The sequence below is a fragment of the Arthrobacter sp. K4-10C genome (assembly GCF_059090085.1).
Genome location: NZ_JBNHFI010000003.1, coordinates 194,999 through 207,802 on the forward strand (window position 1 = coordinate 194,999; position 12,804 = coordinate 207,802).

General features: G+C 64.1%; 13 protein-coding genes. 9 read left to right on the forward strand and 4 right to left on the reverse strand.

What is annotated here, in order from left to right; all coding sequences use genetic code 11:
- Window positions 1–32: 32 nt before the first annotated feature.
- The gene (locus AC5RUU_RS05415; RefSeq protein WP_493974184.1) at window positions 33–2,726 is read right to left on the reverse strand and encodes an AAA family ATPase; all 2,694 of its coding nucleotides are present in this window, start codon (window positions 2,724–2,726) and stop codon (window positions 33–35) included.
- Between the two features lie 469 nt (window positions 2,727–3,195).
- Here AC5RUU_RS05415 and AC5RUU_RS05420 point away from each other — a divergent pair, with 469 nt between their 5' ends.
- The 8 genes from AC5RUU_RS05420 (at window position 3,196) to AC5RUU_RS05455 (ending at window position 8,830) form a co-directional block, all read left to right on the forward strand.
- Entirely contained in the window at window positions 3,196–4,614 is a 1,419-nt protein-coding gene (locus AC5RUU_RS05420) for an amino acid permease (protein WP_493974185.1), read from the forward strand.
- Window positions 4,615–4,895: 281 nt separating this feature from the next.
- The gene (gene rpsF / locus AC5RUU_RS05425) at window positions 4,896–5,201 is read left to right on the forward strand and encodes a 30S ribosomal protein S6 (protein ID WP_015939036.1); all 306 of its coding nucleotides are present in this window, start codon (window positions 4,896–4,898) and stop codon (window positions 5,199–5,201) included.
- Between the two features lie 74 nt (window positions 5,202–5,275).
- A complete protein-coding gene (locus tag AC5RUU_RS05430) occupies window positions 5,276–5,851 on the forward strand; it encodes a single-stranded DNA-binding protein (protein ID WP_493974186.1) in 576 nt (191 codons plus the stop codon).
- Between the two features lie 126 nt (window positions 5,852–5,977).
- Window positions 5,978–6,217: a 30S ribosomal protein S18 gene (gene rpsR / locus AC5RUU_RS05435; protein WP_003800144.1), complete on the forward strand. Its 240-nt coding sequence runs from the start codon at window positions 5,978–5,980 to the stop codon at window positions 6,215–6,217.
- A gap of 17 nt (window positions 6,218–6,234) precedes the next feature.
- Window positions 6,235–6,687, forward strand: coding sequence for a 50S ribosomal protein L9 (rplI, locus tag AC5RUU_RS05440; RefSeq protein WP_493974187.1), 453 nt, complete (start codon window positions 6,235–6,237; stop codon window positions 6,685–6,687).
- A 173-nt stretch (window positions 6,688–6,860) separates the two neighbouring features.
- Window positions 6,861–7,712 (forward strand): PhzF family phenazine biosynthesis protein, encoded by an 852-nt coding sequence (locus AC5RUU_RS05445; protein ID WP_493974188.1) that lies wholly within the window; start codon window positions 6,861–6,863, stop codon window positions 7,710–7,712.
- Window positions 7,713–7,816: 104 nt separating this feature from the next.
- A complete protein-coding gene (locus AC5RUU_RS05450; protein WP_493974189.1) occupies window positions 7,817–8,443 on the forward strand; it encodes an FMN reductase in 627 nt (208 codons plus the stop codon).
- A gap of 60 nt (window positions 8,444–8,503) precedes the next feature.
- Window positions 8,504–8,830: a TFIIB-type zinc ribbon-containing protein gene (locus AC5RUU_RS05455; protein WP_493974190.1), complete on the forward strand. Its 327-nt coding sequence runs from the start codon at window positions 8,504–8,506 to the stop codon at window positions 8,828–8,830.
- 20 nt (window positions 8,831–8,850) lie between these two features.
- Here the strand turns inward: AC5RUU_RS05455 and AC5RUU_RS05460 are convergent, their stop codons facing one another.
- Window positions 8,851–9,423: a hypothetical protein gene (locus tag AC5RUU_RS05460; RefSeq protein WP_493974191.1), complete on the reverse strand. Its 573-nt coding sequence runs from the start codon at window positions 9,421–9,423 to the stop codon at window positions 8,851–8,853.
- 14 nt (window positions 9,424–9,437) lie between these two features.
- Window positions 9,438–9,710, reverse strand: coding sequence for a hypothetical protein (locus AC5RUU_RS05465; protein ID WP_493974192.1), 273 nt, complete (start codon window positions 9,708–9,710; stop codon window positions 9,438–9,440).
- Between the two features lie 663 nt (window positions 9,711–10,373).
- On the opposite strand from AC5RUU_RS05465, the gene dnaB reads away from it, so the two are divergent.
- Window positions 10,374–11,756 (forward strand): replicative DNA helicase, encoded by a 1,383-nt coding sequence (gene dnaB / locus AC5RUU_RS05470; protein WP_493974193.1) that lies wholly within the window; start codon window positions 10,374–10,376, stop codon window positions 11,754–11,756.
- A 9-nt stretch (window positions 11,757–11,765) separates the two neighbouring features.
- On the opposite strand, the gene AC5RUU_RS05475 is transcribed toward dnaB, so the two are convergent.
- Entirely contained in the window at window positions 11,766–12,785 is a 1,020-nt protein-coding gene (locus tag AC5RUU_RS05475) for an acyl-CoA thioesterase (RefSeq protein WP_493974194.1), read from the reverse strand.
- Between the last annotated feature and the right edge of the window lie 19 nt (window positions 12,786–12,804).

Genomic DNA, 12,804 nt, shown 5'->3' on the forward strand with positions numbered 1-12,804 from the left:
TGCGGGTACCTGCAATTGCAGGCGTTTTGCGCCTAAAGCGCGGGCAGGACGTAGGGCTCGGGAGCCGGGTTTTCCTTGCCGGCGGCCAGCGCAGTGAGCTGGGCCCGGGACTCCACCCCGAGCTTCCGGTAAATCGCGGTCAGGCGCACTTCCACCGTGCGTACGGACACATAGAGGGTGGCCGCGATTTCCTTGTTCCGCATTCCACGGGCCACCATCTTGGCCAGCGCACGTTCGTGGTCCGCCAGCAGCATCAATGCCGGGTTGCCCTGCGGACGAACCGGTTCCACCCGCTCATCCAGCAGCAGGGCGTCCACATGCTGCGTCCAGGCGGCGGCGCCTGACTCGTCGAACATCACCTTTGCGTGCATCAGGGCGTCACGGGCAGCCCTGACGCGGCCGAAGGCGTTAAGCCGTTCTGCGTAGCACAGCAGCGTCCTGGCCCGTTCCAGCACGGAATCATGTCCGCCCCTGCTTTCCAGAGCGTGGCTGAACAGCTGCAATGACTGTTCGCCGTCCGCCAGCATGGCCCGGCTCCTGGCCACGGCCATCAGAAGCCACGGCGACCTCAGCCCCACGGAGCGGCTCTCCAGGCGCAACAGTGCCTGCGTGGCCTCGCGGTGCCGACCCAGCCGGATGAGGACCTCTACAAGGTCCGCCTCGCACCGCAGCAGGGTGGGGTTTCCAAGGCCCATTCCGATTTCAGCCGCCCGGGACAGCTGGGCGAAAGACTCGGCCAAGTCACCGCGGAGCAGAGCGAAATGGCCCTGGCAGGCGGCCAGCTGGGCAGTAATTGCGGGGTGGCTCCCGGCTCCCGCATGGCGCTGCGCCTCCAAGGCAGCAACCTGGGCAAGTGACTCATCCCCCAGTGCATGGGCACGCCACACCCGGAAGATGTGCCGCATCCCGCGGTGGTACTTGTTCTCGGGTTCATGGCGTTCCAGATCATCGATGAGCGTGACGGCGGCGCGGACGTTTCCAGCCCGGATCTCGTTGTCCACCGCCAGGAACACTGCGGTTTCCCGCCAATTGACGTTATTGGCTCCGCCGGCGCTGCGCACCATCGCGAATGCCTCCTGCGCATGGTCGTAGCGTTCGGCATAGCTCAGCGCGCGCCCCTGCACCAGCAGGCAGAGCATCCGGACGTGTCCTGCAGGCTCGTGCTTCCGGCTGAGGGTGCCGGTGTCCCCGCTGATGGAGGCAACCAGCATCCTTGCCCGCTCGATGATCGCGAGGCATTCCGCGGATGCCGACCCCTGGAACTCCGTGCCATAACGGAGAAGTTCCACGGCATCCTTCAGCTCCCACCGCTCGGCGAAGTAGAGGGCGGCCAGCGCCAGCAGGTTGGCGGCATACCCCGGGTCATGCCGGCCAAACTCCTTCACCAGCCGCAGCACCATGCTTGAGCGGACGGTTCCGCCCTGGATGAACTCGATTTCGAATGACAGGCCTGTCAGCCGGAGGATCAGTGCAGGGTTCCGCGTCACCCGCTGCGCCCACTCCAGGTAGCGCCTGGCGTAGACGAACTCTCCGCGGTTGAACAGAAGCTCGGCCACGGAGGTAAGGCGGGCAGCGGTTTCCGCTTCCCACGGATTGATGGTGAGGGCCCGCTCAATGTACTCCACCGCGAAGGAGACCTCCCCCTCGCGGATGAGGTCCACCGCGCTGCGGAGCAACCCGAAAGGGGTCTGCCGTTCCAGCGCGGTGAAGCTCAGGTGCCAGCGGCGTGCGTACGGGTCGGTGGCTTCGGAAGCCTGCGCCAGGGCGCGGTGGCTTGCTGTGCGGACCGCCGGGGTCATGGCCGAGAACACATAGCCGCGTAGCAGCTGGTCCCGGATCCCCAGGTGTGGCCCGGTACGGGTCACCATGCCGCCGGCCAGAAGTTCGTCCACGCCTGCCCACATGTCCGGGTTGACTGTTTCCAGGGCAGTGATGTCGGTGCGGCAGGACAGCGACAGCAGGTCCAGGACCTGGCGCGCGGCGGGAGTCAATGCGCCCAGGACCGATGCGAACTCTGCCTCAAAGCTGCCCTTGCAGGGCAGTGGAACGGGCAGGGCATACTTGCCTTCCGCCTGCCGATCCAGGAGGCGGTGGTAAAGCTCGACGGCGGCGAGCGGGTTTCCCTGGGTAGCTGCGGCAACCGCGTGGGCTGCCGCCGTCGTGGTCTGGCGCGCGGGAAGGGCCTCCAGCATCCGTACCGTGTCGCTGTAGCTCAAGGTGCCAAGGTGCAGGGCGGACAGTCCGCCGAAGGGGCTGTCCGGCGCGTCCCCGCGGACACTCAGGAACAACGCGATATCCGTTCCGGCGAGGCGCCGGGCAAGGAACCCGATGACGGCCTGGCTGCTGGGATCCAGTTGGTCCGCGTCATCGATCACGATGATTGTCCGGGACGAAGACCGCTGGTGCAGCCCATTGAGGAGCATCGTGGACACGGTCGGCACGTTCATGGCTCCGGCCGTGTCGCGCAGGAGTTCGTCGGCAATCCTGTTGAGGACGGGATCGTCCATGCCGTTCAGGAGTGCCGTGAGGCCGGACAGCGGCCAGTCGGATTCGGCGGCGCTGGCGCCCAGGAAAACCGTGCGGTAGTCGGAAAGGGTGGGGATCTCCAACAGCAGGGCAGTCTTTCCCACCCCGCGTTTGCCGATGATGGCGAGGGCTGACTCCTTGGGCCCCCGGACCACCGACAAGATCCGGTCCAACTCCTTGCCGCGGCCAATTAATGACATGGGTCCCCATCCCTGAAGAAGGAGACCGCACTTTTGCACTTCAAATAGTTCCAATAATGACCGCCGCACTACCGGTTGCCTGGTGCAACCGGAGGTCCGGCAAGCTGTCGGCTCACACCTCCAGCACGGTACCCAGCCGTAAAAGTGAATATAGCGCCGCTTTATTGAAGGCCACCATCCAAATTTGCGCTGGATTGGCTCAAGATTGGCGCTGTGATTTCCATTGCGTTTCCTCGTTTCTCCCAGGACACAATTTGATTACTGCTGGTGCGTTGACCTGTGAGAAGATCTGATTTAGCTCCGGGCCGTCTGTGCGGATGCACATGACGCCCCTTCCTGCCACGCCCTTAGGGTGGGAAAAACCCTGTGACCCACCCCACTGGATGCAGCGTTGACCGCAACCGGCCGGTATCCGCCCCTGGCGCCCGGCTCCCATCCATTCCGCAATGACCCAAAGGACGGCGCACCCATGCCCGCTGACCAGCAGTTAGCCAAGTCGCTCAAGCCGCGGCACCTCTCCATGATCGCGATTGCCGGAGTCATCGGCGCCGGTCTCTTCGTTGGCTCCGGTGCCGCCATCCAGCAGGCTGGTCCTGGCATCCTCGTGGCATACATGGCTGCGGGTATCGTGGTGATCCTGGTGATGCGCATGCTGGGCGAGATGGCCGCTGCCAACCCGGAGACCGGATCCTTCTCCACGTACGCTGACAAGGCGCTGGGCCGCTGGGCAGGCTTTAGCATCGGCTGGCTCTACGCCTGGTTCTGGATCATCGTGCTCGGCATCGAGGCCACCGCCGGCGCCGCCATCATGCATCGCTGGGTGCCGGGCATCGACCAATGGGTCTGGGCGCTGATCCTGATGGTCCTCCTGACGCTCACCAACCTCGGTTCGGTGAAGTCCTACGGCGAGTTCGAGTTCTGGTTCGCCTCGATCAAGGTTGCCGCAATCGTGCTGTTCCTGCTCTTCGGCGCCGCAGCCATCCTCGGCCTGGTACCCGGCGTCCCGGCTCCGGGCCTGAGCAATCTGCTGGATAACGGCGGTTTCATGCCGAACGGTGCAGGCGCGGTCCTGGCCGGGATCCTCGTTGTGGTCTTCTCCTTCTTTGGTGCCGAGATAGCCACGATCGCAGCCGGTGAATCCGAAAACCCGGTGGACGCCGTCAAGAAGGCCGTGAAGTCCACCGTCTGGCGCATCCTGGTCTTCTACATCGGTTCCATTGCCATCGTTGTCACCCTGCTGCCGTGGAATGATGCCAGCGTCGCCAAGAGCCCCTACGTTGCCGTGATCGAACTCTTCGGCATCCCAGGCGCCGGCACCATCATGGACGTTGTGGTTCTGACGTCGGTGCTGTCCTGCCTGAACTCCGGCCTCTACACAGCCAGCCGCATGCTCTTTTCCCTCTCCAAGCGCGGCGACGCACCTGCGTCCTGGACCAAAATTTCGCGGCGCGGCGTGCCCGCTGCCGCCGTGCTGGCCTCCACGGTGGTGGGGTTCGTGACGGTGGGGCTGAACTACATCGCCCCGGACACGGTCTTCCTGTTCCTGGTCAACACTTCCGGCGCCATCGCCCTGTTCGTCTGGCTGGTCATCGCTTCCTCGCAGCTGGTCCTCCGGAAGCGCATGGGCGCTGCCGGCAAGGAGCTCGCGCTGAAAATGTGGCTCTTCCCGTACCTGACCTGGCTGGCCATCGCCAGCATCGTGGCCTTGCTGGTGGGCATGGTCATCCTGGATTCCACCCGCGAATCGCTGCTCTTGTCCGTGGCGCTGGCCGCTGTCGTGGTTGCCCTGGGTGTGTGGCGCTACCGCAAGTACGCCCCGCCTGCCGCCCCAGCCGGGGATGCCGGCGAAGACCGGGACGTACCTGTCAAGACGGGGCAGGCGTCGTAAATCCCGGCCCGCCCTGCTCCAACACCGCCCGCCTGGAAGCCGCCTCGGCTCCCGGGCGGGCGGTTTTCCACATACGGACACCTGGGATGCGGCCCGGCCTTGACGAAGGCTAGGCTCGAAGTCAAGCGCGAATCGCCTATCCGCTCCATATGCACTAAGATATTGAAGTCTGTGCTGCGTCCCGCCCCCGTTCCGGTGGTTGGCTGCGGCACGGTATCGCAAATGAACCTCCTGTTACGGAAATGCCGTAACCGCTTAGCCCAAAGGAGGTGGGTTCACATATGCGTCCTTACGAATTGATGGTAATCATCGACCCCGAGGTCGAAGAGCGTACCGTTGAGCCGTCGCTTCAGAAATTCCTGAACGTCATCACCAACGATGGTGGAACCATCGAGAAGGTTGACATCTGGGGCCGTCGCCGGCTGGCTTACGACATCAAGAAGAAGTCCGAAGGTATCTACGCCGTGGTGAACTTCACCGCCAAGCCGGAAACCGCCAAGGAACTTGACCGCCAGCTGTCTCTTAACGAGACCATCATGCGCACCAAGATCACCCGCCCCGAAGAGCAGAAGGTTGTTGCTGAGTAATTTCAGCACCGATTTTCAATCTTTACCCCGCAGGAAACGCACTCTTCACCCAGGATCGAACAAGGAGGCAGTAGATGGCAGGCGAAACCACCATTACGGTCATCGGTAATCTCACCAATGACCCGGAATTGCGGTTCACACCGTCCGGTTCGGCAGTAGCGAACTTCACCATCGCTTCCACCCCGCGCACCTTTGATCGCCAGTCCAACGAGTGGAAGGACGGGGAAACCCTGTTCCTCCGCGCCGCCGTCTGGCGTGAAGCAGCCGAGAACGTAGCCGAGTCCCTGACCAAGGGCATGCGCGTGATCGTTACCGGCCGTTTGAAGAGCCGTTCCTACGAAACCAAAGAAGGCGAAAAGCGCACCGTTATCGAGCTTGAGGTCGACGAAATCGGCCCCAGCCTGCGCTATGCCAATGCCAAGGTCAACCGCACCCAGCGCTCCGGCGGTCAGGGTGGCGGCTTCGGCGGCGGCAACAGCGGCGGTGGCTTCGGAGGCGGCAATCCTGGTGGTGGAAACCAGGGCGGCAACTCCGGTGGAGGCTGGGGCGGCGGCAACCAGCAGGCTGCACAGGACGACCCCTGGGCAACGCCCGGTGTCTCCAATGCGGGCGGCTGGGGCAACGGCCCGGATTCCGAACCTCCCTTCTAACAACCAATAAAGGCCCGACGACGGGACCGCAGTGCGTGCCATCCGGCACCTCCGCGGCTGCCGCCGCCGGACCACCACCATCCCGTGGATCACGATCCACGGGCTCCCTAGAATAGGAGCTCCACGATGGCTAAGGCTGAACTCCGTAAGCCCAAACCAAAGTCCAACCCCTTGAAGGCCGCTGACATCACTGTCATCGACTACAAGGACGTAGCATTGCTGCGCAAGTTCATCTCCGACCGCGGAAAGATCCGCGCCCGTCGCGTCACCGGCGTCACGGTCCAGGAACAGCGCAAGATCGCACAGGCAATCAAGAACGCCCGCGAAGTTGCTCTGCTGCCTTACTCCGGCGCTGGCCGCGGCTAAGGAAGGGATTAACTAACATGGCAAAGCTCATTCTGACCCACGAAGTAACCGGTCTCGGTGCTGCTGGCGACGTTGTCGAGGTCAAGGACGGTTACGCACGTAACTACCTGCTGCCCCGCAACTTCGCCCTGACCTGGTCGAAGGGTGGCGAAAAGCAGGTTCAGTCCATCAAGGCTGCCCGCGCTGCCCGCGAGCACGCTTCCCTGGAAGACGCTCAGAAGCAGGCCGCCGCACTGTCGGCCAAGCCGGTCAAGCTGGTCGTCAAGGCTGGCGAAACCGGACGCCTGTTCGGCACTGTCAAGCAGGCCGACGTCGCCGACGCTGTTGAGGCCGCTGGCCTTGGCAAGATCGACAAGCGCAAGGTTGAACTGCCGGCCCACATCAAGTCGGTTGGTTCCTACCAGGCCAACGTTCGTCTGCACGACGACGTTGCTGCTGTGATCGAACTCGACGTGGTCGCGGGCAAGTAGTCCCTGACTGCATCACAAGACCCCCGCCGCCGGATCCCGGCGGCGGGGGTCTTTTGTGCGCTCCCGGTGCGCCAAAATGGCACCTGGCGGCAAAGATGGTGCCTGGGACGGTCGTCACGTGCCATCCCGCGGACCCGCAGCTGCCCTGCCCGCGGTGGTGATAGCCTGCAGCGGTGACCCTCGAAGCTATGCGACTTCGCCCCTTCCACCAGGTCGACGTCTTCTCGGACCGGGCTTACCGGGGCAACCCGCTGGCCGTGGTCCTGGACGGGGAAGGCCTCGCCGGCACCCGGATGCAGCATTTCGCCAACTGGACCAACCTTTCCGAGACCACCTTCCTGCTGCCGCCGACCGATCCCCGCGCGGACTACCGGGTCCGAATCTTCACCGGCAGCGAGGAGTTTCCGTTTGCCGGCCATCCCACGCTGGGCTCCTGCCACGCCTGGCTGGAGTCCGGCGGGGTGCCACAAACAGCCGGTAGCGTGGTGCAGGAGTGCGCGGCGGGCCTGGTGCGGATTAAGCACGACGACGGGCGGCTGGCCTTCGCCGCGCCGCCACTGACGCGCTTTGGACCGGTGGATGAACCCGTCAGGAGGCAAGTTGCCGCGGCGCTGCGCTTGCCGCTGGGGGACATCCTTGACGCTTCCTGGCTGGTGAACGGCCCGGAATGGATAGCTGTGCTGCTGGCATCGGCAGAGCAGGTGCTTGCCATTGAACCCGACCTGGCCGCTGTGGGTACCTTGAATGTGGGGGTTATCGGCGCGCACGGGCCTGGTGCCGACGCTGACTTCGAGGTCCGCACCTTCATTCCTGGGGACGCCATGGTGGAGGATCCCGTCACCGGCAGCTTCCACGCAGGCGCGGCGCAGTGGCTGATCAGCAGCGGCAGGGCCCCGCAGGAGTACGTGGCCGCGCAGGGAACCGTTTTGGGCCGCGCCGGCCGCGTCCACGTCAAAGCCGAAGGTGGCGAAATCTGGGTGGGCGGGAACTCCACCACCTGCATCCGCGGGACAGTGCTCGTGTAACTCCGGACCCCGCCAGCGCCACGGGAATACTCCGGGATGGCCCGCCGTTCCCCATGTAGATGCAAATGCATGTATGGTGAATGAACGAGCAACAGGAGAATCTCATGGAAACCCGCCGTATCACTGTCCTATCCGCCGGTCTTGGCGTGCCGTCGTCGAGCCGCCTGCTGGCCGACCAGCTGGCTGCCGCCGCCGAGCACGAATTGGCGGCAGCGGGCTACGGCGTGACTGTGGACATCGTCGAGCTCCGGGACCTGGCCGTTGATATCGCCAACAACTTTGTGACGGGTTACGCTGCTCCCCGCCTCGCCGAGGTGATATCCGGGGTGGAAGCATCCGATGGGATTATCGCCGTAAGCCCGGTATTCAGCGCCTCCTACAGCGGCCTGTTCAAGTCATTCATCGATGTCCTGGATCCCAAGTCGCTGGACGGAAAGGCGGTCCTGCTGGGTGCCACCGGCGGCACGGACCGTCACCAGATGGTCCTGGACTACGCTATGCGTCCGCTCTTCAGCTACCTGCGTACGCGGATGGCACCCACGGGGGTCTTCGCTGGTCCCCAGGACTGGGGCACGGCGGAGGCTGGAGCTTCCTCCCTTTCGGATCGGATCGAACGGGCCGCCGGCGAGTTTTCCCGGCTGCTGGAAGGGTCCCAGCCGGGCCGGAAGCCAGCGCCGATGGAGTCTCTGCCCTTCGAGCAGCTGCTGGCCGGTATCTCCGGCAACCGCTGAGAAAGGGCCACGGCGAACTTTCCAGGGCGGCCGGTCGTTGTGCGGAACATGAAATGCCCTGTGGATTCCGTAGACCTGTTGATGACCGAGCGCAGCGGGGTGGAAATTGACTACTGTCCGCAGTGCCGCGGCGTCTGGCTGGACCGCGGCGAGCTGGACAAGATCCTGGACCGGGCGGCAGACCTGATGCCCGGCGCGGTGCCGGACCGGCCGGCACCGCCCGCTCCCGGCCCCACCCCTCCGCCGATCTACCCCAACTTCCAGCAGGGGCGGGAGCAGCCGCGCTACGATGACCGCAATTACGGCAAGCAAGGGTATGACCGGGAGTACAACCGCCGTGGCCACAAGAAGAAGGAAGGGTGGCTGGGGGATATGTTCGACTTCTAGGCGTTCTGCCGGGGCAGGCCCTAGTCGTCCAGCAGTTCGATGAATTCGCGCGCCTGCTTCATGGAAATATCTGAATGCCGGGTGAGCGCCGTGGCGGCTGCCTCGGTGTCTCCGTTGCGGGCGAGAGTGCGGATCCGGCCGTAGATTTCGTCGTTGAGCATGTTGCTGCTGACCTCGCGGGTCACGTCCCCTTTGCTGGCAATGGCGCGGTAGCGATAGGGGAACCGCTGGGGCTCGTCGTCCTCGTCCTCGTCCGGTTCCTGGCTGGCAGCCTCGGGACCCCGGTAGGGCTGCGGGTGGGCGGCCAATGCTCCCACAGCATCCCGCGAGGCCCGCAACCCGTCGCCGGTGGCCTCGTAGTACAGCTTGATCGCAGCCATGGCCTGCCCCTGCGCGATCAGGGCATAAAGCCGCCGGTGCTCGTCCTCTGACAGCTTGCCTGCTGCCGTGCGGGCCAGATCCGCTGAAGTCGGCGCGGGTTGGGCAGGCTCGGCCTCCCGTGTTGTCTTGCGTTTTCCGAAGGCGCGGACAGCGAACGTAACGCCGGCAACCACGGCGAGGAGGATGAGGACAGGGACCACAAGCGATTCCATCGTTCTAAAGCCTTCTATGTTTTTCCTGGCCTGGGCCAGATCTGATTGCTTGCACCGTTCTGCCCGGCGTTGTGGCCGTGGCGGGTCTTTGCCTCTAACCGGGCACGCGCCGCCGTGGCGGCTTCGACCTGCGCCGCATAGTGGCGGGCCGAGCGCTCGGCGAGGTCGCGCTGATACTTTTCCGCGTCGGAGATGCCACTGTCCCGAGGGCTGAGGGCGGTGAAAAGGCCCCAGATGAGCGCCACCAAGACAATTGCAGGCAACAGCACCAGCAGTAGTTCGCCCATACCTAGAGCTTATGCCAGATCCACGTTATCCACAGCAAATATTCACGCTTCCACATACATGACGGGGACGATTCCGAACGAAGGCCGCAGGCGGAATATGAGAAGCGCCACTGCCTGCACATGGCATGTGTCACGGGCGGGGTTTGCCCGTGGCGGGGCGGATGGGCGAGCGGGAGGCCTGTGGATGAAATTCCACAGAAGAAATATTAACTCCACAGTCTAGAGCCAGCGTTTTCGCAGGTCAGCGCCGTGTGAGACGACAAAGTTTTTTATTGTCCACAGGCTTTCACACAGGCTGTGCACAAGCTATGCCTAGTACTGCACAGGTTATCCACAGCCTGGGCGGCCTGCCGGCTTTGCTGCCGGGGCACGGGGGGCTAGCGTAGCGGAGTACCTGTTTTGAGGGCAGGAAAATGGCTCCGGAGGATGTGTGGAAAAACCACCCGCCCGCAGCCAACCAGCCTTCAGGAGAGGCCTCTGTGGAAAACCTGTGGACAGTGGGGATAACTCCCAAACATCTGCTTTCAGGGTTGCCGGCAGCATTGTCGGAGCCCGCGGGTAGAACTGGACAGGTGGCGGCGCGCGGACTTCCCGCGTGAGGCCCCAAACAGGACGGTAACCACCGGGCAATCCACGTCCCGGTACAAATGGAGGACGGCAGCTTTGTCAATCGCGCAACTGGACCCGGTGGAAACTACCCGCGGATCAGACACGAGCCGAAAGCCTCCACAGGACATCCCCGCTGAGCAGTCAGTCCTGGGCGGCATGATGCTGTCCAAGGACGCCATCGCCGATGTCGTCGAAATCCTCCGGGGCCAGGACTTCTACCGTCCGGCCCACGAAACCATTTACGAAGCCATCATCGACCTGTACGGCCGTGGTGAGCCCGCTGATGCCGTCACTGTGTCGGACGAGTTGACCAAGCGTGGAGAGATCAACAGGATCGGCGGCCCTGCCTACCTGCATGAGCTTATCCAGACCGTTCCCACCGCCGCGAATGCCGGGTACTACGCCGAGATCGTGGCCGAACGCGCCGTCCTGCGGCGCCTGGTGAACGCCGGCACCAAGATCGTCCAGCTGGGTTACGGCTCCGACGGCGAGGTGGAAGAGCTGGTCAACCAGGCGCAGGCTGAGGTCTACGCGGTGGCTGAGCGCCGGACAGCCGAGGACTACGTGGTGCTCAAGGACGTCATGGAATCTACCGTGGACGAGATCGAGGCGTCCGGCCACCGCGGTGAGGGCATGACCGGTGTCCCCACCGGATTCTATGAGCTTGATGAACTAACCCATGGCCTCCACCCTGGGCAGATGATCGTGATCGCGGCCCGTCCCGCCGTCGGTAAGTCCACCTTCGCCCTGGACTTTGCCCGTTCCGCTGCCATCAAGAACAACCTGGCCACAGTCATGTTCTCCCTCGAAATGGGCCGGAACGAGATCGCCATGCGCCTCCTCTCAGCGGAAGCCACCATCGGGCTGCAGGACCTCCGCAAGGGAACCATCAAGGACGAGCAGTGGTCGAAGATCGCCACCACGATGGGCCGGATGAATGACGCCCCGCTGTTCATCGATGACAGTCCAAACATGTCCCTGATGGAAATCCGGGCCAAGTGCCGCCGCCTCAAGCAGCAGCACAATCTCAAGCTCGTCATCCTCGACTACCTGCAGCTCATGAGCTCCGGCAAGAAAGTGGAATCCCGCCAGCAGGAAGTCTCCGAATTCTCGCGTGCACTCAAGTTGCTTGCCAAGGAACTTGAGGTCCCCGTGATTGCCCTGTCCCAGCTCAACCGTGGGTCGGAACAGCGGCAGGACAAACGGCCCATGGTCTCGGACCTCCGTGAATCCGGCTCCATCGAGCAGGACGCCGACATGGTGATCCTGCTCCACCGCGAGGACGTCTACGATAAGGAGTCGCCGCGCGCCGGCGAGGCCGACATCCTGGTGGCAAAGCACCGTAACGGCCCCACCAAGGACATCGTGGTCGCCTTCCAGGGCCACTACTCCCGCTTTGCGAACATGGCTGCCGACGCCGGCGGTGGCGGCTTCTAGGAGCGCGCCTTATGGCCGGACCGGGTGCCCCGCGTCCCGTCCTGCCGGTTTCCCTCCTTGGGCCTGCTGGAGCAGATGGTTCGGCAGCCGGTTGCCGGGTGCGGTGCCCCTGATTTCCAGCAGCTCGCGCGCATGTGCGTGCAGCCTCTTGTCCTCCTCGCTGACCGGCACCCAGGCCGGGATCGGAACGGAGTTGCCCTCGTCGTCGCGCGCCACCATGACGGTGAGGCAGTAGGTGGTGAGGTTCAGTTCACCGCCTTTGGGGTCGCCGGACCGGACGTGCACGGCGATGTGCATGCCCTTGGTGCCGGTGTACACCAGCCGGGCCTCCACCTCCACCACATGCCCGATCAGCAGGGGCCTGTAGAAACGGACGCCGCCGGAAAACACCGCCACGGTGTCCATGCCGCAATATCGTGAAGCGCAGACGTAGGCGGCCTCGTCGATCCACTTCATGACGATGCCGCCGTGGACCTTGCCGCCCCAATTGACGTCCGTGGGCGCCGCCATGAACCGGAGCGTCACCCGCTCCGCTGTTCCGGCGTCGGTATATTCCTGGCGGTTCATGGCTTCTACGATCTGTTCCCGGACCTTGATCCGGGCAAGGGCGTGGTCGCGCTGCTCGATCTCGGCAGGCGTGGCTGGCTCGAACTGCTGTACCGGGATGGGTTTGCCGTCCTCGCCCACGGCCACGAAAATGACCATGCACTGGCTGCGCATGGTGGCCGGCCCGCCCTTCGGGTCTCCGGAGGAAACCACGGTACGGATGTGCATGGAGGACCTGCCGGTGTACACGATGGTGGCTTCCACCTCCACCATGTCACCGCTGTTGACGGGGTCGGCGAAGTGGATGTTCCCTACGTAGGCCGTGACACAGTAGGACTTTGCCCAGCCAACCGCGGCCGCATAGGCCGCCTTATCCACCCACTCCAGGACGGTCCCGGCGTCCACCGAGCCGCTGTGGCCCACATCCATCGGGGCGGCCAGGAAGCGGAGGGTCACGGAGTTCGGGGTGCCGGTCTGGGTCATGCTGCGATCATACTGACGC